Origin of the sequence: Flavobacterium davisii (genome assembly GCF_019565505.1) — a bacterium.
GTDB classification, from domain to species: Bacteria; Bacteroidota; Bacteroidia; order Flavobacteriales; family Flavobacteriaceae; genus Flavobacterium; species Flavobacterium davisii.
The window spans coordinates 3,072,501-3,098,482 of the sequence record NZ_CP067378.1 but is presented as its reverse complement, the minus strand read 5'-3'; the positions used below and the strand labels follow the sequence as shown (position 1 = coordinate 3,098,482).

14 protein-coding genes, 4 tRNA genes, 6 rRNA genes and 3 pseudogenes (1 of these 27 only partly in view) are annotated in these 25,982 nt (G+C 35.7%); 8 read left to right on the top strand and 19 right to left on the bottom strand.

What is annotated here, in order from left to right; translation table 11 throughout:
• Positions 1-157: 157 nt before the first annotated feature.
• The 3 genes from JJC05_RS14675 to JJC05_RS14665 form a co-directional block, all read right to left on the bottom strand.
• Complete coding sequence (locus tag JJC05_RS14675) at positions 158-1,540, bottom strand: hypothetical protein (protein ID WP_105196893.1); 1,383 nt, start codon at positions 1,538-1,540, stop codon at positions 158-160.
• Between the two features lie 4 nt (positions 1,541-1,544).
• Entirely contained in the window at positions 1,545-2,450 is a 906-nt protein-coding gene (locus JJC05_RS14670; protein WP_105196892.1) for a hypothetical protein, read from the bottom strand.
• A 61-nt stretch (positions 2,451-2,511) separates the two neighbouring features.
• Positions 2,512-2,955, bottom strand: a complete 444-nt coding sequence (locus tag JJC05_RS14665) for a DM13 domain-containing protein (RefSeq protein ID WP_235877710.1) — start codon at positions 2,953-2,955, stop codon at positions 2,512-2,514.
• A 149-nt stretch (positions 2,956-3,104) separates the two neighbouring features.
• Here JJC05_RS14665 and JJC05_RS17675 point away from each other — a divergent pair, with 149 nt between their 5' ends.
• Both JJC05_RS17675 and JJC05_RS14660 read left to right on the top strand, forming a co-directional pair.
• Positions 3,105-3,413 carry a hypothetical protein gene (locus tag JJC05_RS17675; RefSeq protein WP_258929282.1) on the top strand — a complete coding sequence of 103 codons (309 nt, stop codon included), beginning with the start codon at positions 3,105-3,107 and terminating at the stop codon, positions 3,411-3,413.
• Positions 3,323-4,306 carry an LETM1-related biofilm-associated protein gene (locus tag JJC05_RS14660; protein WP_309597489.1) on the top strand — a complete coding sequence of 328 codons (984 nt, stop codon included), beginning with the start codon at positions 3,323-3,325 and terminating at the stop codon, positions 4,304-4,306. Before JJC05_RS17675 ends, JJC05_RS14660 begins: the two co-directional genes overlap by 91 nt.
• Here JJC05_RS14660 and JJC05_RS14655 read toward each other — a convergent pair.
• The gene (locus JJC05_RS14655) at positions 4,303-4,785 is read right to left on the bottom strand and encodes a Dps family protein (protein ID WP_105196889.1); all 483 of its coding nucleotides are present in this window, start codon (positions 4,783-4,785) and stop codon (positions 4,303-4,305) included. The genes JJC05_RS14660 and JJC05_RS14655 overlap by 4 nt on opposite strands.
• Before the next feature lie 234 nt (positions 4,786-5,019).
• Here JJC05_RS14655 and JJC05_RS14650 point away from each other — a divergent pair, with 234 nt between their 5' ends.
• Complete coding sequence (locus JJC05_RS14650; RefSeq protein WP_105196888.1) at positions 5,020-5,961, top strand: LysR substrate-binding domain-containing protein; 942 nt, start codon at positions 5,020-5,022, stop codon at positions 5,959-5,961.
• A 142-nt stretch (positions 5,962-6,103) separates the two neighbouring features.
• On the opposite strand, the pseudogene JJC05_RS14645 reads toward JJC05_RS14650, so the two are convergent.
• Positions 6,104-8,730 (bottom strand): annotated as a pseudogene (locus tag JJC05_RS14645) (valine--tRNA ligase).
• 280 nt (positions 8,731-9,010) lie between these two features.
• Here JJC05_RS14645 and JJC05_RS14640 point away from each other — a divergent pair.
• Positions 9,011-9,391, top strand: a complete 381-nt coding sequence (locus JJC05_RS14640; protein ID WP_088394521.1) for a DUF1573 domain-containing protein — start codon at positions 9,011-9,013, stop codon at positions 9,389-9,391.
• Between the two features lie 246 nt (positions 9,392-9,637).
• Here JJC05_RS14640 and kdsB read toward each other — a convergent pair.
• Together kdsB and JJC05_RS14630 are read right to left on the bottom strand one after the other, a co-directional pair.
• Positions 9,638-10,368: pseudogene (gene kdsB / locus JJC05_RS14635) on the bottom strand (3-deoxy-manno-octulosonate cytidylyltransferase).
• 75 nt (positions 10,369-10,443) lie between these two features.
• Positions 10,444-11,869, bottom strand: a pseudogene (locus JJC05_RS14630) (ATP-dependent DNA helicase).
• Positions 11,870-12,068: 199 nt separating this feature from the next.
• Between JJC05_RS14630 and JJC05_RS14625 the strand changes: the two are divergent.
• The 4 genes from JJC05_RS14625 (at position 12,069) to JJC05_RS14610 (ending at position 14,560) form a co-directional block, all read left to right on the top strand.
• Positions 12,069-12,893, top strand: coding sequence for a DUF3822 family protein (locus JJC05_RS14625; protein WP_088394385.1), 825 nt, complete (start codon positions 12,069-12,071; stop codon positions 12,891-12,893).
• Positions 12,884-13,468, top strand: coding sequence for a 16S rRNA (guanine(966)-N(2))-methyltransferase RsmD (gene rsmD, locus JJC05_RS14620; protein ID WP_088394383.1), 585 nt, complete (start codon positions 12,884-12,886; stop codon positions 13,466-13,468). The genes JJC05_RS14625 and rsmD overlap by 10 nt, the downstream gene beginning before the upstream one ends.
• A 103-nt stretch (positions 13,469-13,571) precedes the next feature.
• Complete coding sequence (locus JJC05_RS14615; protein WP_088394381.1) at positions 13,572-14,282, top strand: YebC/PmpR family DNA-binding transcriptional regulator; 711 nt, start codon at positions 13,572-13,574, stop codon at positions 14,280-14,282.
• 110 nt (positions 14,283-14,392) lie between these two features.
• Positions 14,393-14,560, top strand: a complete 168-nt coding sequence (locus JJC05_RS14610) for a helix-turn-helix domain-containing protein (protein WP_165764922.1) — start codon at positions 14,393-14,395, stop codon at positions 14,558-14,560.
• A 351-nt stretch (positions 14,561-14,911) separates the two neighbouring features.
• Here the strand turns inward: JJC05_RS14610 and JJC05_RS14605 are convergent, their stop codons facing one another.
• The 12 genes from JJC05_RS14605 to JJC05_RS14550 all read right to left on the bottom strand — a co-directional run.
• Positions 14,912-15,319 (bottom strand): transposase, encoded by a 408-nt coding sequence (locus JJC05_RS14605; RefSeq protein ID WP_258929281.1) that lies wholly within the window; start codon positions 15,317-15,319, stop codon positions 14,912-14,914.
• A 112-nt stretch (positions 15,320-15,431) separates the two neighbouring features.
• Positions 15,432-16,013: a helix-turn-helix domain-containing protein gene (locus JJC05_RS14600; RefSeq protein ID WP_258929279.1), complete on the bottom strand. Its 582-nt coding sequence runs from the start codon at positions 16,011-16,013 to the stop codon at positions 15,432-15,434.
• A 144-nt stretch (positions 16,014-16,157) separates the two neighbouring features.
• A 5S ribosomal RNA gene (rrf, locus tag JJC05_RS14595) occupies positions 16,158-16,266 on the bottom strand.
• 178 nt (positions 16,267-16,444) lie between these two features.
• Positions 16,445-19,319 (bottom strand): 23S ribosomal RNA (locus tag JJC05_RS14590).
• Positions 19,320-19,526: 207 nt separating this feature from the next.
• A tRNA-Ala gene (locus JJC05_RS14585) sits at positions 19,527-19,600 on the bottom strand.
• A gap of 112 nt (positions 19,601-19,712) precedes the next feature.
• A tRNA-Ile gene (locus JJC05_RS14580) sits at positions 19,713-19,786 on the bottom strand.
• 96 nt (positions 19,787-19,882) lie between these two features.
• A 16S ribosomal RNA gene (locus JJC05_RS14575) occupies positions 19,883-21,396 on the bottom strand.
• A gap of 336 nt (positions 21,397-21,732) precedes the next feature.
• Positions 21,733-21,841 (bottom strand): 5S ribosomal RNA (gene rrf, locus JJC05_RS14570).
• 201 nt (positions 21,842-22,042) lie between these two features.
• Positions 22,043-24,917, bottom strand: a 23S ribosomal RNA gene (locus JJC05_RS14565).
• A 207-nt stretch (positions 24,918-25,124) separates the two neighbouring features.
• Positions 25,125-25,198, bottom strand: a tRNA-Ala gene (locus tag JJC05_RS14560).
• 112 nt (positions 25,199-25,310) lie between these two features.
• Positions 25,311-25,384: transfer RNA gene (locus JJC05_RS14555), tRNA-Ile, on the bottom strand.
• Between the two features lie 96 nt (positions 25,385-25,480).
• A 16S ribosomal RNA gene (locus JJC05_RS14550) occupies positions 25,481-25,982 on the bottom strand (it continues 1,013 nt past the right edge of the window).
• The 16S, 23S and 5S rRNA genes sit together here with 4 tRNA genes alongside, the layout of an rRNA operon.

The window sequence follows — 25,982 nt, the reverse complement described above, 5'->3', positions numbered from 1 at the left end:
ATATTGTATACCAAAGGTAAGTGTGTTCAAATTTGTTAAATGTAAACTAGGTTACATCTATCAATTTCTTAACATAGTATTGTCATTTTTTAAAACTTAATATTTTTAATTAAGAACGAAAAAGGTGCTCAATTTATGAGCACCTAATCAAACAAACTTAACTAAAAAATAACACTTTACTATACGAAGCATTATCCGTTTCTATTAACCAAAAGCCTTTTTTAGCGATATAACTTTTGAAAAATAATGTTTTTGTTTTATCTAATGAGTTTAGATATTTTCGCAATGATTCTGAACTATTTATAAAATAAAGGGTTTCTTTATCCATTCTAAATTCTTTGAATAGATCTATAATTAAATTAGATCGTATTCCATTTTCGTAAATACCATTTTGATCTGAATTAAATTTTAAAAAATGATCTGATCTTTTTTCTCCTGTATCATTTTGTATTGCAATTACATCTGAATAATTCAAATCTTTTGAACTTACAGTACATAAGACCTCATCTTTGCGTATTCGTAATGACAAGTTGATATTAGAGCTATCTTGTCTTTGATTAAAACCTGTTATGTCTGTTATTTCTTGTACTGATTCCCAAATTAATTTTCCTTTAGTATCAAATTTAAATACATATAATCCTAATGGTATATTAGTATTTTCACCTAATTCTTTTGGTTCATTTCCAAAAATACCAAATACATATACATGTCCTGTACTTTTATCAATTACGTAATTATTTATTGCTAATTCAGAAAGTTTTTTATTTTTTTTATCATCAATTATTGTACCACCTCCATTGTCAGCAAATAATAAAAAATATTTAGGTACATCTATTAGGTATGAAAAATCACCAATTTTAGTTCCATTCAAATCATATACGCTTCTATAAATTGTTGCTGATTTATAGTTTTTATTGATTGATTTGGTAATAAAACTAATATTATCTTCATTTATACGAACATCAAAATTTACTCCTTCTGAATAAACAGTTGTTGTTTTATTTTCAATTTTATTCAAATCAGGCTTAATTAACTTATTTTGAGTTGCTTGACCTGAAAACAAATCGACTACTTTTAAAAATAAATCATCATTTTTAAGGTCGACTTTTTCGCTGTTTTTTTGATTAACTATTGAAAGTCCATAGATATCATTAAAATATCTAAAGTTTTCATTAATCTTAAAAAAATTACTTGAGGAACCATCTAAATTAAGTTTGTATTCTTTTGGAAACTCATTTTTATCTGAAATTTTACCTATTAAAAAAGCGGTTTCTATTGGTGAAAAAACACAATTGGCTAATCTTTCATTTGAAATTAATTTTTGTGTAAATCCATCTTTATCTAAAGCCCATATATCCTGTATTTCATTTTTATATACTTTATTTACGGGCTTTCCTTGAATTATAACAACTTTATCTTGGTTAGGTAAATAAACATACTCTAATGGTTGTTTTTCTTCTTTATATGAAATTTCAGAAATTACTTTTTGTCCAAAACTAGTACTTACTGCACCACAGGCTAAAATAATTAAACTTCGCATTTTATTAAAATCCTTGTTTAAATGTTACACCAAAAGTAAATGTTCTAGTTAAACCATCAGGACGAACTTGACGTATTACAAACGGAGCTGCTAAAGATGTTTCGATACTACTATTAGCACCCAACTTATAATTTGCAATAATATTTCCATTAAGTGTTAAACCATTGGAATTGGCTATTGTAACTTTTTGATTAAATTGATCTATATATGAATCATTTCCTAAATGGTAAATAAATAATAAATTAGGTTTTAATGTTAATTGCTCATTTGCCAACAATATTTTATAACTCGATCTAAATAATACATCTGGTTTTCTATGCAATAAGTTAGAGGAAACAAATTCTTGCGTTGGAGATAAATTACTTAAGTAAGAATTTTTATTGTCATTTAATGGTATTTGAGCTGCTAAATTAAAATCCCATTTTTTTAGTCCTGCTTCAATACCACCTATTATATCATAGGTTCCTAAACTTGACTGATAAGGCATAGGTAAAGAAATATTACTAATTTTATCATTCGCATTTGTCAACGGAATTTTTACTCCTAATAATCCTGACCATTTTAATTGGTCTGAATCATTTAATCTATAATTGGCTGTTACAAATAAATCTCCTACATTGGCTCTTTTTCCAAAATCTCCACTTGCTGCTAAACCTGTAATTTTTACATTCATAGCAAATTTGTCTGTAAATAAGCGCGTATAAGCTAAATGCGATGATAAAATATTTACATTTTGTTCACCTAAACCATAACCTGCATTAAGCTCTATATAGTTTTTTACATCTTTATTTGTAGTTTTAAAAGGATTTCCTACAGAACAAAATCCAGCATCGCTACATCCTTGTGCTGTTAAAGATTGGGCACCAACACCTAATAATAAGAATAGTGTAATTTTTATTTTAGCATTCATACTTTTGTGTTATTTATTGATTATTTGTTTATTGTTTATTGTTTATTTTTTTTATTATTAATTATTTTAGCAAGGCTGTTGCAAAAATATGATCGTATTGCTGGCAATGAATTAAAACATAACGATATTCTTTTATATTAATTCCCGATGGTATTAAATAGGTAGTTGTTTCATTATTCATAAAATTACCTAGATTAATGACGGAATTTGTTGTATCAGATTTAGATAAATAAACTCTTAGGTCTGGTCCTGATGATACCATAACATCCGACAATTTTAATTTATACTGTTCTTTATCTAAAAATAAATCTACTTTACCTACAGCTGAAATTCCCGAAGTAGGCAAAAAATTTCCTGTTTGCAACAAAACTGCTGATTCGCTAACTTTCAGAGTTGTATTTTGTTTTACTAATACGCCTTCTTGCTCACAAGAAAAAATTAAAAAAGACAATCCAAGAAGTATTTTTTTTTCATATTTATTATAATTCAATTTATTTATTTGCAAAAAGATTCTTTCTTTTTTCTTGTAATTATATAGTTTATATTATCTATAGTATATTAACACAAAATTAGTTTTCAAAACGACGACTAAATGTTAACTAGATTACATTATATAAATTTGTTTCAATTTTTTTTTTTCTATTAATTTGTCACATGATAAATCCATCAGCACACGGTTGGGTACACAAATTTTTCTTTGAGCAATCCTCACAAGAGCAGTTTAATATATTTGATTCTGAAAGCTTTTATATAGCTACTAGAAACAGTGGCTTTTTAGTAGGTTATACAACTTGTTTCATAACACCTATACCCATTGAAATTGATTCACTTACTATAGAAGAAATTTCAAAAATTGCTTTACTAAATTCTTTATTTGGAATTTATCAAATCATAAAAAGAATAATAACAGCATACAATTTACTCAAGATATTATTACATTTTATCAAGAATTACATCCAATAGATTCTGGGCTTTTTGACTTTTTTTTACCAAATGATAGTTTTGAAAGTAAATTAGAAAAAATCATTTCTAATCGTATCAAGACAAATGATAATATTATTAGTAAAAATTTTTCACATATCGTAACAAATGCTTTATTATTCATTGATGTACTAGCATTCAAAAAATACATTGAAAACGGTTATTTACCTAAAAAATATCTAAAAAAAATTGAAGAAATAATTGTAAACGTTATTTCATTAGCATTAAATACGAAAACTACAAAATCTGTATATGATGATCTTTTGCAAAGATTATTTGATTCTTCTGTTCGCTATTCTAAATTTAACAGAACAAATACGAAAACGACTTTAGAAAATATTGATCTTTCCTATCTAATAGATGATTACGAAAAATTCTACCTCATGGATCTTACCAATATGGCATTATGGAATGACGGTCAAATGGATGAATCTGAACGTCATTTTTTAAAACTTTTAAATCATCAATTAAATCTTTCAGATTCTTTTGTTAGTAAAAGTATTAATGACATGGATCTATTTTTAGGTCTTCACAAAAAACGTATTCCTTATTTTAATTATTCAAATCCTGTTAAACATTTTTATGACCAAACTAGTTTAAATATTCAAACATTAATACAAAGAAATAAGAAACGTCTTTTAATTGAACTATCACAAAGCAAAGAACTCGTTATATTATTATCACAATCTACCACAAGGGAACTTAATCCCGAAGAAAAGAAAAAAGTTAAGAACCAAATATTAGACATTTGTAAAACAATTCCCTCACTTACCATTTTTCTAGTACACGGAGGTAGTTTATTATTACCTATACTTATAAAATTTATTCCTAAGCTTCTTCCTTCTGCTTTTAATGAAAATTTAGATAAACACTAATTAGTTGTTTCTTCTAACCATGCACTCATCATCCAGATGGTTTTTTCTTGTTCTTTTATAAAATCACTCATCATAGAGCTAGTTCCTTCATCATCTATGATATCTGAGTTCTTTAAAATCTTACGTTCTATTACTAATAAAGTCGTAATGGATTCTACAATTAGCTTAATAGCTTTTTCATCATTAGAAATATTTTTACCAGCTATAAGTTCACTATTTTTTAAATAATCTTCAAAAGTATGATAAGGTATAGCTCCTAAAGTTAAAATGCGTTCAGCTATCATATCAATTTTAAGCTGTGAATCATTATATAACTCTTCAAATTTTAGATGTAAATCGAAAAATCTTTTTCCACGTATATTCCAATGTAAACCTCTCAGGTTTTGATAATAAATTTGAAAATTAGATAATAACATATTCAATTGAATTGTTAATTCTTTTGTTTCTTCTACTGGTAATCCTAAGTTATTTATTTTCATTTCAGTCTGTTATTTAATTATTTTTATCTCTTTTTCATTATTAAATTTTGACAAAATTATTTTTAATCATTACGGATTAATCTTATCTTTAACAACAAAATAAATACAAAATGTTAAATTGTATCATTTATTCAATAAAGCATTCCTTTTCAGTTCAAAAGTATTTTTATTTAACTACTTTATACTATAAAATAAATTGATTCTATTTATATTTGTATAAAAAAACCTTATCAAATGACTATTACACAATTACAGTATGTATTGGCTGTAGCAGAACATAAAAATTTTACACAAGCAGCTGAAAAATGTTTTGTAACGCAACCTACACTGAGTATGCAGATTCAAAAAATTGAGGAAGAACTGGATATTATCATTTTTGACAGAACAAAGAAACCTATTCAACTTACTGAAGTTGGAAGAAAAATTGTAGAGCAAGCTAAGAATATAGTAAATGAAGCTGATCGAATTCAGGATATTGTTGATCAAGAAAAGGGTTTCATAGGAGGTGAATTTAGAATTGGTATTATACCAACGGTAATGCCTACCTTATTACCTATGTTTTTAAATAATTTTATAAAAAAATATCCAAAAGTTAAACTAATTATAGAGGAATTAAATACAGCTGAAATAATAACTAAATTAAAAAATGGTCATTTAGATGCTGCAATAGCTGCTACTCCTTTAGAAGAAGAAAAAATTAAAGAAGTTGTACTATACTATGAACCTTTTATGGTTTATGTTCCTGAAAGTCATAGTAAATTTAGCAAAACGGAATTGGAAATTGAAGATTTAAATGTTGAAGAAATTTTGTTATTACAAGATGGTCATTGCTTTAGAGATGGTATTTTAAATCTTTGTCAAAACAAAAATATATCTAAAGAGAATAAATTTCAATTAGAAAGTGGTAGTTTTGAAACACTTATACGATTAGCAAACGAAGGACTAGGTGTTACTTTACTTCCTTATTTACATACTCTTGACTTATCCGAGAAAGAAAAATTAAAATTACGTCATTTTAAAGATCCTAAACCATCAAGAGAAGTGAGTTTGTTAATCCCAAAAAATGAATTGAAAATTCATATTATAGATGCTTTACGTAATGTAATTTCAGGAGTTTTAAGAGGAGCCATTGCTTTTCAAAATGTTGAAATTATTAGTCCTCTTTCAAAAAAATAAAAGTGTTTGCTATTTAAACTAAAAACTTCTTTTTTTTAAAAAAATAACTTTTTACATCTACCAATTCAAATTATCAAATTAAAAACATACAAAAAAGCTATCCTTTATTTTATAGGATAGCTTTTGATAATTAGTTATAACTTTATTTTAATCCCGCTAAACTCTGTTCGATAGTAAGAATTTTAGCCAAAGCATCCGCTTCTTTTTTACGTTCATTAGTAATTACTTGTTCAGGAGCCCCTAAAACAAATTTTTCATTAGAAAGTTTACCTTGAACAGATTTTAAAAAACCTTTCGTATAATTTAACTCTTCTGTTAATTTTTTTATTTCAGCCTCAATATCAATCCCCTCGCCTACTGGAATAAAAAATTCATTTGATTTTACACGATAAGATAACGCTCCATTTACTTTTTCTGAAACATATTCTAAACTAGATATATTTCCTAATTTTGTAATTACGCTGTCAAAAAAAGTAGAAGCTTTTTCATTATTTACCACCTTTAATTCAATAGCATCTTTAAACGATATATTTTTATCTTTCCGGATAGTACGTATTCCTGATATTACCTCTGTTGTAAAATCAAAATCTGCAATTAATTTTTCATCATATAGCTTTACTTCTGGCCATTGAGAAATAATTAATGCTTCTTCAGGAGTTCTATCTGCAATATATTGCCAAATTTCTTCTGTTAAAAATGGCATAAACGGATGTAACAATTTTAAGTTAGCTTCTAACATTTCAATTGCTTTATCAAAAGTAGTTTTATCAATAGGTTGTTGATACCTCGGTTTAATCATTTCTAAAAACCAAGAACAAAAATCATCCCAAACTAATTTATAAATAGCCATTAAAGCATCGGATATTCTATATTTCTCAAAATTATCTTCTATTTCAGCTAATGTTTTTTGTAATTTGGCTTCATACCAAGCAATTGCTGATTTAGAAGCTTCAGGTTGTTCAATATCTGCTACTTCCCAACCTTTGATTAAACGAAAAGCATTCCATATTTTATTCGCAAATCCTTTCCCTTGATTACACAATTCTTCATCAAACAAAATATCGTTACCAGCAGATGCACTTAATAACAAACCACAACGAACTCCATCAGCTCCAAATTTCTCGATTAAATCTAATGGATCTGGTGAATTTCCTAACGACTTAGACATTTTGCGCCCTTGTTTATCACGTACTAAACCTGTTAAATAAACATTAGTGAACGGTTTAGCATCTGCATACTCATAACCTGCTATAATCATACGAGCTACCCAAAAGAATAAAATATCGGGACCTGTAACTAAATCATTGGTAGGATAATAGTATTTAAAATCTTCATTTTCAGCATCTAACATACCACCAAAAACAGCTATTGGCCATAACCATGAAGAAAACCAAGTATCTAATGCGTCTTGATCTTGCTTTAAATCCTTTATGGTTAATTGTACGTTATTAGTTACTTTTTGAGCTAATAATAAAGCTTCTTCCTTCGTTTCTGCTACTACAAAATCTTCCTTCCCTTCACCATAATAGTAAGCTGGAATTTGTTGCCCCCACCATAACTGACGTGAGATATTCCAATCGCGAATGTTTTCCATCCAATGACGATACGTATTATTAAAACGAGAAGGATATAATTTTACTTCTTCTGTTTCTAATACTGCTTTAATAGCTGGTTTAACTAATTCCTCCATTCGTAAGAACCACTGATCAGATAATCTTGGTTCAATAACTGCTTTGGTTCTTTCGGAAGTACCTACTTTATTTAAGTGATTTTCTACTTTAGATAAAGCACCAATAATTTCCAATTCCTTTGTAATTTCTTCACGTACAACAAAACGATCTTTACCTTGATAATGTAGTCCAAAAGAGTTCAAAGTAGCATCTTCATTAAAAATATCAATAATTTCTAATTTATGTTTATCTCCTAATTCTTTATCATTCACATCGTGAGCAGGCGTTACTTTCAAACAACCTGTTCCAAATTCCATATCCACATAATCATCGAAAATAATTGGGATAACACGATTACAAATAGGTACAATTGCCTTTTTCCCTTTTAAATGTTGGTAGCGTTCATCTTCTGGATGAATACAGATGGCCGTATCACCTAGAATAGTTTCAGGACGAGTAGTTGCTATAATTACACATTCTTCACTTCCTTCAATTTGATATTTTAAATGATATAATTTACCTTGACGTTCTTCATAAATAACTTCTTCATCAGAAAGCGTAGTTTTAGCTTCTGGATCCCAATTTACCATACGATAACCACGATAAATCATCCCTTTATTATATAAATCCACAAATGATTTGATAACCGAAGCTGTCATGTCATCATCCATAGTAAACTTAGTGCGATCCCAATCACAAGAACAACCTAATTGCTTTAATTGTTCTAGGATAGTTCCTCCATATTTTTCTGTCCATTCCCAAGCATGTTTTAAAAAATCTTCACGTGATAAATCATTTTTATTAATACCTTCAGATTTTAATTTAGCAACCACTTTAGCTTCGGTAGCAATAGACGCATGATCCGTTCCGGAACCCAACAAGCGTTGAATCCTTTTAAACGAGCACGGCGAATTAATACATCTTGAATAGTATTATTTAACATGTGTCCCATGTGCAACACGCCTGTTACATTAGGTGGCGGAATAGTAATTGTATAAGGTTTTCTATGGTCTGGTGTAGAACGGAAATACTTGTTTTCCATCCAATAGTCATACCATTTTTTTTCTACTGACTTTGGATCGAATTGTGCTGGTATCATATTATGAATTTTATTTTTAAATTTTTAAATTTTAAAATGTTATGAATAGCTAAATAATTTCAATGAAAACAACCGCAATACAGTTAAAACATCGAAATATTAAGGATTACTGACACAAAAGACAGACTCGTTCCTGTAGAAAAATAGAAGTATTTTTTTGGTACACTTTTTGTATTTTTATGCAAAAGTAAATAAACCACTTAAAAATAAAAAGTTTAAATTTTTTTTTTTGTAGGTTTACCTAAAAGAAAGTATTTTTATCCATTCTAAATTAAACCAAATGAAGCGAACTTTATTTTTTACGATACTAGCATTATTAAGTTTTTCCTTACAAGCTCAAAGTGGAGCTAAAATAGAATTTAAAACAAATGAAATTGATTATGGTACTATTAGTAAGTCCAGTGATAACGGTATTCGTTTTTTTGAATTTACTAATACAGGAGATGCTCCACTTATTATAAAAAATGTACAGTCTACTTGTGGATGTACAATTCCTTCTTTTTCTAAAGACCCTGTTGATCCCGGAAAATCTGGAAAAATCGAAGTAAAATACAATATGAATCCAGGACCTATTCGTAAATCAATCATGGTAGAAAGTAACGCTATTAATACGGAAAGTGGCCTAACCCCTTTAAAAATAAAAGGAATTGTAGAACTTTAGTTAATTTTATTAAACATAAAAATATAAAAAGAAGGTGTCCTAAAAGGTCAAAATCTTGTCATTTAGACCAAGGGAGCCCTGAAAGTTTTACTCCAATAGGCGAAGCAAATCGTACTGATAATGCAACTTCTCCTTTCGTCGAAGTCACAGATTAGACGTTAAATTTTGACTTTTCAAACACCTTCTTAGACACTTAGTACTTTATTGTTATTTATGCAAAAAAGTCCTTATACCATTTATACTATTTTATTTCTTTATAAATTCTCTTGCTTTTTCTAAATCCTCAGGTGTATCTATGCCTATGCTTCCATGAGTAGTTTCAACCATACGAATGCGTTTACCATATTCTAAATAACGTAATTGCTCTAATTTTTCTGAAGCTTCTAATGACAGCATAGGTAAACGGTAAAAATCCATTAAAGCCTCTTTTCTAAAACCATAAATCCCAATATGCTTCATATACCTAACTCCTACATTTTTCTCTCGTGGATAAGGAATTATTGAACGTGAAAAATACAATGCAAAACCTTGTTGATCCACAATAACTTTAACATTATTCGGATTTTCAATTTCTACTTTATCTTCTATTTCAAACATTAAAGAAGCTAAATCTACTTTTCTATTTACATCTTCTTTAAAAATTTTAATAATCTTTTTAACGGTTCCGCATCAATAAAAGGTTCATCTCCTTGTACATTAATTACTATATCTACTTCCAAGTTTTCAACAGCTTCTGCTATACGATCACTCCCACTTTCATGCTCTTTGAGACTCATTATAGCTTTTCCTCCATTAGACACAATTTCATTATAAATCAGATCTGAATCTGTTACAACAAATACATCATCAAATAACTGAGCATCTACAGCAGATTCATAGGTACGAAGTATGACACTCTTACCTCCTAAATCTTGCATCAATTTAGCAGGAAAACGAGTTGAAGCATAACGAGCAGGTATTACGGCTATTATTTTCATTTTAACTTTTTTAAAAACATATACGACAGCAAATTCTATTCCAAAATTTTACAACTAAAACGAAATTATAAATACTTAACTATTAAAAAATTCATCTTTAAAACCGATCAGATATAATTTATCCTTTGCACGTGTCATAGCAGTATATAACCAACGCACAAAATCTCTATCTATATCACCAGACAAATAAGGTTGTTCTATAAAAACTGTATTCCATTGTCCTCCTTGCGATTTATGACATGTAATAGCATACGAAAATTTTACTTGAAGTGCATTAAAATATTCATTACTTTTTACCTTTTGATATTTTTTATATAGTGCCCGTTCATTTTCATAATCCTTCATAATTTCTTGATAAAGTTGAGTAGATTCTTCATATGTTAAAGAGGGCGACTCGCTCGTAATAGTATTTAATAATAAAATAGTATCCAAAGGACGTTGATTGGGATAATCAACCATTCTTATTTTTACTATAGCAAATCTAAAACCATATAATTCCTTTATAGAGCGAATTTCTAAGACCTCAATAATATCGCCATTTGCAATAAATCCTGCTTCATCTGAATCTTTCAACCAAAAATAATTATTTTTTACAACCATTAAAAAATCTCCCGAAGACAACTCACTCTCTTTACTCAAAATTTTAGCTCGTATCTGCTGATTGTACTGATTGGCTCTTTTATTAGAACGAACAATAAAAGTTGTATCCTCTATACTATAATTACTATAAGACTGATTAATTGCATCTTGTATATCATATCCATCTGTAAGTCTAATAATATCCTTAAATCCTTTTAACTTAAATTGAAAATTTGTAATAAAAGACTCCTTCAACAATTCTCTTAATTCAGTAGCATTGTATAATATACCTGAATTAGTTTCTTGACGCATGACTTCATCTAATTCTATAGAATAAACCTCTTTATCATAATTCAAACCTAAAGTCTCTATATTTAAAGCAGGTGAAATATCCAAATTAACAGGTGGTAACTGAGCTGTATCACCTATAAAAATCATTTTACAATTTTTTCCTGAATATACATACGAAATCAAATCATCCAATAACGATCCTTTTTCATACATTTTAGAATCTGTATCTACATCGGAAATCATAGATGATTCATCTACAATAAAAATAGTGTTAGTATGCTTATTAGTTTGCATCGTAAAACTAACCCCTCCTCCACTTCCTTTCTTAGGAAAATAAATTTTTTTGTGTATAGTAAAAGCTTGTTTATCCGAATAATTAGTAATTACCTTCGCAGCTCTACCTGTAGGAGCTAATAAAACATATTTTTTTTCAACTTCTGCTAAATGATTTACTATCGTAGAAATTAGAGTCGTTTTACCCGTACCCGCATATCCTTTTAATACAAACAGTTCATTCTTATTAGAACTTTCTATAAACTCAGCCACCTTCCCAAAAAAAAACATCCTGTTTTACAGTAGGTTGAAAGGGAAATTTTTTTCGTAAAATACTGTAAAATAATGTAGAACTCATAGTTATAGTTAATCTTTTTAAAAGAGGTCAAATATAAAACATATCAACAAAGAAATTATATCCATAAAGCACAAATCAACTCAGTATGTTAAAAAAATATTTATAAATGAGCTCCAAAATATTAACAATCTAATGTCTTCAAAAACGTTTCTTTAACAAAAAAATCGTAGTTTTGTCTCTATTAAGGGTATAGATAAGAATGCAAACATCAACTAATACAATACTTAACAAAAAATATAAAAAATTAATACTTCAAATTTCATTACATGAGGTACTATTTTGTTTATACGATACTTTAGAATCTAAAATAGAAATTTTTGGTGATTATATTTTAACTCCAAATAATACATTAAAAGAAACAGAAGAAGAAATTTTAGATCTAATACGTCAAAGTACTATTTTACAAACAGGTTTTGACGATGTTCTAATATTGCATGACAACGGATTAAATAGTTTCGTTCCGCAAACACTTTTTAACGAACAATATCTAAAATCTTATTTACAATACAATATAAAAGTATCTCCAAATGATTTTGTAACCTATGACGAAGTAATAGGTAATGATATGAACAATATATACATTCCTTTTATAAAACTTAATAATGCACTAGCCCAACTATATGGTCAATTTCATTACAAACATACTTCTACCATACTCGTCAAAAAAATTTTAGAAATCAGCAAAAATGTAGGAGAACCTCAAATTTTCGTTCACATCCAAGAAAAACAATTTCAAATTATAATTGTAAAAAATCAAAAATTATTACTCTACAATTCATTCGAATATAACAAAACAGAAGACTTTATATATCACCTATTATTCACAGCCGAACAATTAAAATTAAACCCAGAATCTGTTATCGTTAAACTACTTGGAAAAATCACAAAAAACAACGAATTATTTGAAATAGCATATAAATACATCCGAAATGTAAGTCTGTATACCGAAAACTTACAATTAGACCAATCAATATCCGAAGACAACTATTTAAAAAATTTTATTTTAATACACGCATGCGAATAATTTCAGGAAAATACAAAGGTAGACGCTTAATTGCACCTAAAAATCTACCCGTAAGACCTACAACAGATATGGCTAAAGAATCTCTCTTCAACATATTAAATAACTACTTTAATTTTAATGGCTTACGCGTATTAGATCTATTCAGCGGAACTGGTAATATAAGTTACGAATTTTCATCTAGAGGAGCAGAAAACATTATCAGTGTAGACGGAGACTTTGGTTGTATAAATTATATAAAAAAAACAGCTAAAGAATTTGATATGAATATTACCCCAATAAAAAGTGATGTCTTCAAATTCTTAGAAAAAAACAAAAACAATTACGACATTATTTTTGCCGATCCTCCTTACGATTTAGATCAAAAAAACTTTGAAAAAATATTAGATCTCATTTTTGAAAACAATCTACTTGATACAGACGGAATGCTTATCATAGAACATTCAAAACATACTAAACTATCAAATAAAGAAAATTTTTCATTCGAAAAAACCTACGGAGGATCAGTTTTTACTTTTTTTGAGTTTGAGCAAGAAGAAGATGATGAATACGATGAAGAAGAATTAATAGACGAATAAACAAAAGAATACATCTATCAACTATTTTTTTTTAATTATACATATACTATTTTTGTAACAATAAAAAATCAATAAACATTCACATAGTCCAATATAAATAGAAATGGGAAGAGCGTTTGAATTTAGAAAAGCACGAAAAATGAAACGTTGGTCTGCAATGGCCAAAACGTTTACAAAAATTGGTAAAGACATTGTAATGGCCGTAAAAGAAGGTGGTCCAAATCCTGAAACCAACTCTCGACTAAGAGCTGTTATACAAAATGCTAAAGCCGCTAACATGCCTAAAGACAATGTAGAGCGCGCCATAAAAAAAGCAAGCGACAAAGATACAGCTAATTATAAAGAAGTACTATTTGAAGGCTATGCACCACACGGAATAGCTATATTAATAGAAACCGCAACAGACAACAATAACAGAACAGTAGCTAATATCAGAAGTTATTTCAACAAATGCAATGGAACCCTAGGAACACAAGGATCAGTCGAATTCATGTTTGACCATACCTGCAACTTTAGAATCCCTTCCGAAGGACAAGATGTAGAAGAATTAGAATTAGAAATGATCGACTTTGGTGTAGAAGAAATATTTGCCGATGAAGACGGAATAGTCATGTATGCACCTTTTGAAAGCTTTGGAGCCATACAAAAAGAATTAGAAAACAGAGGCATAGAAGTCTTATCTTCTGGATTCGAAAGAATTCCACAAGTAACTAAAGAATTAACACCAGAACAAATAGCGGATATTGAAAAATTACTTGAAAAAATAGAAGAAGATGATGACGTGATGAATGTATTTCATACCATGCAAGAGTAATAAAACTCAATTATATAATTAAAAGAGACTATCCAAAATGCACTGCCCCCAAAAAGTTAGATATTATTTGGGGGTATTTTTTTTTATGGAAAGAAAAGTCAAATATGATTATGAGCCAAACTTCACTATGTAAAAGAAGTTTAAAAAAATATCAAGCAATAACTATTGTAGCCAAAGAAAATGACATGGGAAAAACCAGTCTTAAAGATTGGATTAGTCGCTATCAAGAATTTGGCAATGAAGGTATTTTACCAACACAGAAAAATAAAAAATTATAACGCAGAATTTAAATTAAAAGTTCTGAAAACTATTAAAAACAAGGCGTTATCTTTGAGTAAAGCTTACTTGTTGTTCAATATTCCGTCAAGTACCATTATAAGACACTGGCACATTCGTTATATTGAAGAAAGTTTAACAGGCTTAAAACCAAAAGCAGACCAATCGTTATAAATTTTAAAAGAAAACAAAGAAAAACAGACAAACCGTTAACAAGAGAAGAAGCACTTCTTTTAGAAAATGAAGCCTTACGCTGTGAACTTGAATATTTAAAAAAGTTACAGCCTTGATTCAGACCAAAGAAAAAGAAATCAAATTCCCTGAAAATGTCTCTGTCCCCCTTTTTATATCGTTTAAACTTTGAAAACACTGTAAAAAGCATTCATGTAAAACGGATAGTCTGTTATTGATTTAATTGTTTTATCATCAGATATTTTAATCAATTCTTCCATTTTTTGGTTTAAGTCGTCTAAAGTATCATAAATTTTCATTGCAATTTTATCTTTCATCCATTGCCACATTTTCTCAGCAGGGTTAAGTTCTGGGCAATATGGTGGAATTGGCAAAAGAAATATATTGTCAGGAATTATCACATCCTTTGTGGAATGAAATGCGGCATTATCAATTATCATAATCTTTAACTCTGTTGGCTTGTGATTGCTGAAATCTTCCAGATATTTTACAAATAATTCTTTGCAAACACTTTGTATTGTCATACAAAAACTCTCACCTGTTATGGGGAAAAACTTCCCCAGAGCCAATTATAAAGATAGCTATGTTTATAAGTACCGATGGCTTTTATTCCTTTTGCGGTAATAACTCTTTTCTGTTTTGTAATCAAACCGAAACGACTTTCATCCTGAAAATAGAGGTTTACAGATTCAAAGTTATTTTTATTAAGAATAATTCTACACTCTTCAAATTTGTTTTCAAGGTTTTTTTAAAAAACGCCTCTGCGTTTTCATCCTTTTTATAGTGGGATTTTCTTGCAACTTTCAATTTTGATTGATGCTTGCGTTTGCAATGAGCATATAAAGCACCATAATTAACCGATTCGTTAAGCTCTTTTTCGAGAATCTTCAACAATTCAACATACGATGTTATTGTTGTTTTTGGATCATTCAATTTCTGCTCAATAGCATTGGCCATTTTCTCAGATATTTTCTTTGTATTATTTCCTCCACTTCTAACACTTAACATTTCAGAAATACCGCTTTTCAGATACTCCTGTGCCCAACCTCGTACAGTCTTCTCGGTTCTCCCTAATTTTTTAGCAATGGAACTATAAAAAACATATTTTCCTTTCTTAATTAGAATCAAAGTCTTTATTCTGTCTTTTTTCAAAGATCCAGATGTCTTTACTAGTAATTTATCTAAAAAATCAACATCTTCTTTTATTGCTATTTGGATTTTCTTTGGCATGCCTAAAGGTAAGTAATATCCCAGTAAATTCAAAATTTAAATAGTATTACTTAATCCCCAACTTTTGTTCTTGATTCCACGGTAGCTTGCTACGCCCGCTCACGCGGTGATTGCGGTATTCCATTAGCAATTTCTATAAAACAAAAACCCCTCATCGTATAGATGAAGGGTTTTAAAGAAAGGCAGCGATCTACTCTCCCACAATATGCAGTACCATCGACGCTGGCGGGCTTAACTTCTCTGTTCGAAATGGGAAGAGGTGAGCCCCGCCGCAATAACCACCTTAAGGTTTTAAAGGCATTAGCTAATAGCCATAAGCCACTAGTTTGTGCTTTTCCATTAAACTCTTGGCTTATGCCTTTTGCCTAATGGCTAATATTTTAACATATTGAGATAAATATTCAATTTAGAAAGAATTTTACGCCCCACCTCGGCTCCTCCCCTTTGGGGAGGTTGGGTGGGGCTACAATAAGCTTACGGGTTATTAGTACTACTTGACTCTGACATTACTGCCTTTACATCTATAGCCTATCAACGTGGTCATCTTCCACGACCCTTAAAAGAAATCTCATCTTGTGGTGGGTTTCGCGCTTATATGCTTTCAGCGCTTATCCCTTCCCAACGTAGCTACTCTGCGGTGCTCCCGGCGGAACAACAGATACACCAGCGGTTGGTCCAACTCGGTCCTCTCGTACTAGAGTCAGATCCACTCAAATTTCTAACGCCCACAGTAGATAGAGACCGAACTGTCTCACGACGTTCTGAACCCAGCTCGCGTGCCACTTTAATGGGCGAACAGCCCAACCCTTGGGACCTTCTCCAGCCCCAGGATGTGACGAGCCGACATCGAGGTGCCAAACCCCCCGTCGATGTGAGCTCTTGGGGGAGATCAGCCTGTTATCCCCGGCGTACCTTTTATCCTTTGAGCGATGGCCCTTCCATGCGGAACCACCGGATCACTATGCTCTACTTTCGTACCTGATCGACCTGTATGTCTCTCAGTCAAGCTCCCTTTTGCCATTGCACTCTACGCACGGTTACCAAGCGTGCTGAGGGAACCTTTAGAAGCCTCCGTTACTCTTTTGGAGGCGACCACCCCAGTCAAACTACCCACCAAGCAATGTCCTCCTTTTTTAGGAGTTAGACCTCAGATAAGCAAAGGGTGGTATTTCAACAATGACTCCACAACGCCTAGCGACGCCATTTCACAGTCTCCCACCTATCCTACACATCACTTATCCAAGACCAATACTAAGCTATAGTAAAGGTGCACAGGGTCTTTTCGTCCCACTGCGGGTAATCGGCATCTTCACCGATACTACAATTTCACCGAGCTCATGGCTGAGACAGTGTCCAGATCGTTACACCATTCGTGCAGGTCGGAACTTACCCGACAAGGAATTTCGCTACCTTAGGACCGTTATAGTTACGGCCGCCGTTTACTGGGGCTTCAATTCAATGCTTCTCCGAAGATAACATCTCCTCTTAACCTTCCAGCACCGGGCAGGTGTCAGGCCCTATACGTCATCTTACGATTTTGCAGAGCCCTGTGTTTTTGATAAACAGTCGCCCGGACCTTTTCACTGCGGCCAGCTTGCGCTGGCGACCTTTCTCCCGAAGTTACAGGTCTATTTTGCCTAATTCCTTAGCCATGAATCTCTCGAGCGCCTTAGGATACTCTCCTCAACTACCTGTGTCGGTTTACGGTACGGGTACTTATAATCTATGTTTAGAAGGTTTTCTTGGCAGCCTTTAGGTACACTATCCCTTCATCCGAAGAATCCGAGTACTATCGCATTTCACCAGTCCCAGCGGATTTGCCTACCGGGCCTTTAGCTAAGTGCTTTAACGAACTATTCCGTCAGTTCGCGGTACTTTCACCACTGCGTCACTCCATCACAATTATAACTAGTACGGGAATATTAACCCGTTGGCCATCGACTACTCCTTTCGGATTTGCCTTAGGACCCGACTAACCCGCAGCTGATTAGCATAGCTGCGGAAACCTTAGTTTTTCGGCGGGGGTGTTTCTCGCACCCCTTATCGTTACTTATGCCTACATTTTCTTTTCTAACCTCTCCAGCACCTCTCACAAGATACCTTCGGCGATGTTAGAATGCTCCCCTACCACTTGTACTTAGTACAAATCCATAGCTTCGGTAGTATACTTATGCCCGATTATTATCCATGCTCGATCGCTCGACTAGTGAGCTGTTACGCACTCTTTAAATGAATGGCTGCTTCCAAGCCAACATCCTAGCTGTCGATGCAATCAAACCGCGTTTGTTCAACTTAGCATACATTTGGGGACCTTAGCTGATGGTCTGGGTTCTTTCCCTCTCGGACTTGGACCTTAGCACCCAAGCCCTCACTGCTCAATATATTATATAGCATTCGGAGTTTGTCAGGAATTGGTAGGCGGTGAAGCCCCCGCATCCAATCAGTAGCTCTACCTCTATATAACTTAACTTGAGCGCTGCACCTAAATGCATTTCGGGGAGTACGAGCTATTTCCGAGTTTGATTGGCCTTTCACCCCTACCCACAGATCATCCCAAGACTTTTCAACGTCAACGGGTTCGGACCTCCACTTTGGGTTAACAAAGCTTCATCCTGTCCATGGGTAGATCACACGGTTTCGCGTCTACCACTACTGACTTAAGCGCCCTATTCAGACTCGCTTTCGCTACGGATCCGTGACTTAATCACTTAACCTTGCCAGCAACGGTAACTCGTAGGCTCATTATGCAAAAGGCACGCCGTCACAGATTATGCTGCTCCGACCGCTTGTAGGCGTATGGTTTCAGGTTCTATTTCACTCCGTTATTCACGGTTCTTTTCACCTTTCCCTCACGGTACTGGTTCACTATCGGTCTCTCAGGAGTATTTAGCCTTAGCGGATGGTCCCGCCAGATTCAGACAGGGTTTCACGTGCCCCGCCCTACTCAGGATAACACTATTCTTTATATTCTTTACTTATACGGGACTATCACCCTCTTGGGTTAACCTTTCCAAGGTTATTCTAATTCAGTTTACAAGAAATATTGTGGTCCTACAACCCCGTTATTGCCGTAACAACAACGGTTTGGGCTAATGCGCTTTCGCTCGCCACTACTTACGCAATCACTTTTGTTTTCTTCTCCTCCGCCTACTTAGATGTTTCAGTTCAGCGGGTTCGCCTCCTATCGGATACTATGTCTTCAACATAGTGGGTTGCCCCATTGGGATATCTGCGGATCAATTCGTATGTGCCGATCCCCGCAGCTTTTCGCAGCTTATCACGTCCTTCTTCGCCTCTGAGAGCCTAGGCATTCCCCATACGCCCTTATTTTGCTTATTGTTTTCTTTATTCTTTTAGCCATTAGTCAATAGCCATAAGCCACTAGTGCCTATTGCTTTTTTACTAATCACTAAAGATGTTCTTTCTACTTGTTTGTATGTTTATCTCAATATGTCAATGAACTTTGAGCCCCCTCCAGCTCCCCCGAAGGGGGAGAGCCGATTGCTCTGTGTTCCTCCCCTTTGGGAAGGTTAGGAGGGGCTGTTGTGGAGAATATCGGAGTCGAACCGATGACCTCCTGCGTGCAAGGCAGGCGCTCTAGCCAGCTGAGCTAATCCCCCATTGTCTATTTTGAATGTTGAATTATTTTTTTGAATTATTTTTCAAATTCATCATTTAAAATTTATAATTCAAAATTCGCTTCTAGAATTTCCTTTTTATAACTTTAAATAGTAGTCCCGGGCAGACTCGAACTGCCGACCCCTACATTATCAGTGTAGTACTCTAACCAGCTGAGCTACGAGACTCTGTATTTTAAGCCTTTTCTTTTTTTTGAATTAACAGCGAGAGTAAGATTTTAATTTAAATTTAATTTTAAATCACATCCTTTTTTTTGTCTCTAGAAAGGAGGTGTTCCAGCCGCACCTTCCGGTACGGCTACCTTGTTACGACTTAGCCCTAGTTACCAGTTTTACCCTAGGCAGCTCCTTGCGGTCACCGACTTCAGGTACCCCCAGCTTCCATGGCTTGACGGGCGGTGTGTACAAGGCCCGGGAACGTATTCACCGCAGCATGGCTGATCTGCGATTACTAGCGAATCCAGCTTCACGGAGTCGAGTTGCAGACTCCGATCCGAACTGAGAACGGTTTTTTTAGATTCGCGCCTACTTGCGTAGTGGCTGCTCTCTGTACCGTCCATTGTAGCACGTGTGTAGCCCAAGGCGTAAGGGCCGTGATGATTTGACGTCATCCCCACCTTCCTCACGGTTTGCACCGGCAGTCTTGTTAGAGTTCCCGACCTTACTCGATGGCAACTAACAACAGGGGTTGCGCTCGTTATAGGACTTAACCTGACACCTCACGGCACGAGCTGACGACAACCATGCAGCACCTTGAAAAACGTCCGAAGAAAGATCTGTTTCCAAATCTGTCGTTTCCCATTTAAGCCTTGGTAAGGTTCCTCGCGTATCATCGAATTAAACCACATGCTCCTCCGCTTGTGCGGGCCCCCGTCAATTCCTTTGAGTTTCACTCTTGCGAGCGTACTCCCGGTGGGATACTTATCACTTTCGCTTAGCCACTCAGGTTGCCCCAAACAGCTAGTATCCATCGTTTACGGCGTGGACTACCGGGTATCTAATCCTGTTCGCTCCCCACGCTTTCGTCCATCAGCGTCAATATACTCGTAGTAACCTGCCTTCGCAATTGGTATTCCATGTAATCTCTAAGCATTTCACCGCTACACTACATATTCTAGTTACTTCCAAGTAATTCAAGTCTTACAGTATCAATGGCCGTTTGATCGTTGAGCGACCAGATTTCACCACTGACTTATAAAACCGCCTACGGACCCTTTAAACCCAATGATTCCGGATAACGCTTGGATCCTCCGTATTACCGCGGCTGCTGGCACGGAGTTAGCCGATCCTTATTCTTACAGTACCGTCAAGCTCCCTCGCAAGGGAGTGTTTCTTCCTGTACAAAAGCAGTTTACACACCATAGATGCGTCATCCTGCACGCGGCATGGCTGGGTCAGTCTTGCGACCATTGCCCAATATTCCTCACTGCTGCCTCCCGTAGGAGTCTGGTCCGTGTCTCAGTACCAGTGTGGGGGATCTCCCTCTCAGGACCCCTACCCATCGTGGCCATGGTAAGCCGTTACCTTACCATCTAGCTAATGGGACGCATGCTCATCTTGTACCGTTGGAACTTTAATCATAATGTGAGGCCACATCATAATACTATGGGGTATTAATCCAAATTTCTCTGGGCTATCCCCCTGTACAAGGTAGATTACATACGCGTTACGCACCCGTGCGCCGGTCTCAAAGGAGCAAGCTCCTTCTACCCCTCGACTTGCATGTGTTAAGCCTGCCGCTAGCGTTCATCCTGAGCCAGGATCAAACTCTTCATCGTATATCTTTTGTAACCCTAAGGTTAAATATTGTGGACAAAGAATGCTAGTTTTCTTACTCTCTTAAATTTTATTGTTTTAATATCTCTATTAAAACGTGCTGTCAATCCAATATGTCTATGAACTTTTTATTCTTATTTTTCGCTTTTGACTTAGCGTCTTAGCGGGTGCAAAGATAGTGTTTCTTTTAGTATTTCCAAGGGTTTTCTTATTTTTTTTTTTAAAATTTTAAAATTCTTGGTTTTCAATCTATTTAGGAACTTTTGTACTTTGCGAGGATAAAAAATCCCCTGATCTACAGGGGAATTTTATGTCGATTCCAACTATTTTGGAATAAAGAAAGGCAGCGATCTACTCTCCCACAATATGCAGTACCATCGACGCTGGCGGGCTTAACTTCTCTGTTCGAAATGGGAAGAGGTGAGCCCCGCCGCAATAACCACCTTAAGGTTTTAAAGGCATTAGCTAATAGCCATAAGCCACTAGTTTGTGCTTTTCCATTAAACTCTTGGCTTATGCCTTTTGCCTAATGGCTAATATTTTAACATATTGAGATAAATATTCAAATTTGTTTATAATCCTTTTTAGGTAAAGAAAGAATTTTACGCCCCACCCTGACTCCTCCCCTTTGGGGAGGTTGGGTGGGGCTACAATAAGCTTACGGGTTATTAGTACTACTTGACTCTGACATTACTGCCTTTACATCTATAGCCTATCAACGTGGTCATCTTCCACGACCCTTAAAAGAAATCTCATCTTGTGGTGGGTTTCGCGCTTATATGCTTTCAGCGCTTATCCCTTCCCAACGTAGCTACTCTGCGGTGCTCCCGGCGGAACAACAGATACACCAGCGGTTGGTCCAACTCGGTCCTCTCGTACTAGAGTCAGATCCACTCAAATTTCTAACGCCCACAGTAGATAGAGACCGAACTGTCTCACGACGTTCTGAACCCAGCTCGCGTGCCACTTTAATGGGCGAACAGCCCAACCCTTGGGACCTTCTCCAGCCCCGAGGATGTGACGAGCCGACATCGAGGTGCCAAACCCCCCGTCGATGTGAGCTCTTGGGGGAGATCAGCCTGTTATCCCCGGCGTACCTTTTATCCTTTGAGCGATGGCCCTTCCATGCGGAACCACCGGATCACTATGCTCTACTTTCGTACCTGATCGACCTGTATGTCTCTCAGTCAAGCTCCCTTTTGCCATTGCACTCTACGCACGGTTACCAAGCGTGCTGAGGGAACCTTTAGAAGCCTCCGTTACTCTTTTGGAGGCGACCACCCCAGTCAAACTACCCACCAAGCAATGTCCTCCTTTTTTAGGAGTTAGACCTCAGATAAGCAAAGGGTGGTATTTCAACAATGACTCCACAACGCCTAGCGACGCCATTTCACAGTCTCCCACCTATCCTACACATCACTTATCCAAGACCAATACTAAGCTATAGTAAAGGTGCACAGGGTCTTTTCGTCCCACTGCGGGTAATCGGCATCTTCACCGATACTACAATTTCACCGAGCTCATGGCTGAGACAGTGTCCAGATCGTTACACCATTCGTGCAGGTCGGAACTTACCCGACAAGGAATTTCGCTACCTTAGGACCGTTATAGTTACGGCCGCCGTTTACTGGGGCTTCAATTCAATGCTTCTCCGAAGATAACATCTCCTCTTAACCTTCCAGCACCGGGCAGGTGTCAGGCCCTATACGTCATCTTACGATTTTGCAGAGCCCTGTGTTTTTGATAAACAGTCGCCTGGACCTTTTCACTGCGGCCAGCTTGCGCTGGCGACCTTTCTCCCGAAGTTACAGGTCTATTTTGCCTAATTCCTTAGCCATGAATCTCTCGAGCGCCTTAGGATACTCTCCTCAACTACCTGTGTCGGTTTACGGTACGGGTACTTATAATCTATGTTTAGAAGGTTTTCTTGGCAGCCTTTAGGTACACTATCCCTTCATCCGAAGAATCCGAGTACTATCGCATTTCACCAGTCCCAGCGGATTTGCCTACCGGGCCTTTAGCTAAGTGCTTTAACGAACTATTCCGTCAGTTCGCGGTACTTTCACCACTGCGTCACTCCATCACAATTATAACTAGTACGGGAATATTAACCCGTTGGCCATCGACTACTCCTTTCGGATTTGCCTTAGGACCCGACTAACCCGCAGCTGATTAGCATAGCTGCGGAAACCTTAGTTTTTCGGCGGGGGTGTTTCTCGCACCCCTTATCGTTACTTATGCCTACATTTTCTTTTCTAACCTCTCCAGCACCTCTCACAAGATACCTTCGGCGATGTTAGAATGCTCCCCTACCACTTGTACTTAGTACAAATCCATAGCTTCGGTAGTATACTTATGCCCGATTATTATCCATGCTCGATCGCTCGACTAGTGAGCTGTTACGCACTCTTTAAATGAATGGCTGCTTCCAAGCCAACATCCTAGCTGTCGATGCAATCAAACCGCGTTTGTTCAACTTAGCATACATTTGGGGACCTTAGCTGATGGTCTGGGTTCTTTCCCTCTCGGACTTGGACCTTAGCACCCAAGCCCTCACTGCTCAATATATTATATAGCATTCGGAGTTTGTCAGGAATTGGTAGGCGGTGAAGCCCCCGCATCCAATCAGTAGCTCTACCTCTATATAACTTAACTTGAGCGCTGCACCTAAATGCATTTCGGGGAGTACGAGCTATTTCCGAGTTTGATTGGCCTTTCACCCCTACCCACAGATCATCCCAAGACTTTTCAACGTCAACGGGTTCGGACCTCCACTTTGGGTTAACAAAGCTTCATCCTGTCCATGGGTAGATCACACGGTTTCGCGTCTACCACTACTGACTTAAGCGCCCTATTCAGACTCGCTTTCGCTACGGATCCGTGACTTAATCACTTAACCTTGCCAGCAACGGTAACTCGTAGGCTCATTATGCAAAAGGCACGCCGTCACAGATTATGCTGCTCCGACCGCTTGTAGGCGTATGGTTTCAGGTTCTATTTCACTCCGTTATTCACGGTTCTTTTCACCTTTCCCTCACGGTACTGGTTCACTATCGGTCTCTCAGGAGTATTTAGCCTTAGCGGATGGTCCCGCCAGATTCAGACAGGGTTTCACGTGCCCCGCCCTACTCAGGATAACACTATTCTTTATATTCTTTACTTATACGGGACTATCACCCTCTTGGGTTAACCTTTCCGAGTTATTCTAATTCAGTTTACAAGAAATATTGTGGTCCTACAACCCCGTTATTGCCGTAACAACAACGGTTTGGGCTAATGCGCTTTCGCTCGCCACTACTTACGCAATCACTTTTGTTTTCTTCTCCTCCGCCTACTTAGATGTTTCAGTTCAGCGGGTTCGCCTCCTATCGGATACTATGTCTTCAACATAGTGGGTTGCCCCATTGGGATATCTGCGGATCAATTCGTATGTGCCGATCCCCGCAGCTTTTCGCAGCTTATCACGTCCTTCTTCGCCTCTGAGAGCCTAGGCATTCCCCATACGCCCTTATTTTGCTTATTGTTTTCTTTATTCTTTTAGCCATTAGTCAATAGCCATAAGCCACTAGTGCCTATTGCTTTTTTACTAATCACTAAAGATGTTCTTTCTACTTGTTTGTATGTTTATCTCAATATGTCAATGAACTTTGAGCCCCCTCCAGCTCCCCCGAAGGGGGAGAGCCGATTGCTCTGTGTTCCTCCCCTTTGGGAAGGTTAGGAGGGGCTGTTGTGGAGAATATCGGAGTCGAACCGATGACCTCCTGCGTGCAAGGCAGGCGCTCTAGCCAGCTGAGCTAATCCCCCATTGTCTATTTTGAATGTTGAATTATTTTTTTGAATTATTTTTCAAATTCATCATTTAAAATTTATAATTCAAAATTCGCTTCTAGAATTTCCTTTTTATAACTTTAAATAGTAGTCCCGGGCAGACTCGAACTGCCGACCCCTACATTATCAGTGTAGTACTCTAACCAGCTGAGCTACGAGACTCTGTATTTTAAGCCTTTTCTTTTTTTTGAATTAACAGCGAGAGTAAGATTTTAATTTAAATTTAATTTTAAATCACATCCTTTTTTTTGTCTCTAGAAAGGAGGTGTTCCAGCCGCACCTTCCGGTACGGCTACCTTGTTACGACTTAGCCCTAGTTACCAGTTTTACCCTAGGCAGCTCCTTGCGGTCACCGACTTCAGGTACCCCCAGCTTCCATGGCTTGACGGGCGGTGTGTACAAGGCCCGGGAACGTATTCACCGCAGCATGGCTGATCTGCGATTACTAGCGAATCCAGCTTCACGGAGTCGAGTTGCAGACTCCGATCCGAACTGAGAACGGTTTTTTTAGATTCGCGCCTACTTGCGTAGTGGCTGCTCTCTGTACCGTCCATTGTAGCACGTGTGTAGCCCAAGGCGTAAGGGCCGTGATGATTTGACGTCATCCCCACCTTCCTCACGGTTTGCACCGGCAGTCTTGTTAGAGTTCCCGACCTTACTCGATGGCAACTAACAACAGGGGTTGCGCTCGTTATAGGACTTAACCTGACACCTCACGGCACGAGCTGACGACAACCATGCAGCACCTTGAAAAACGTCC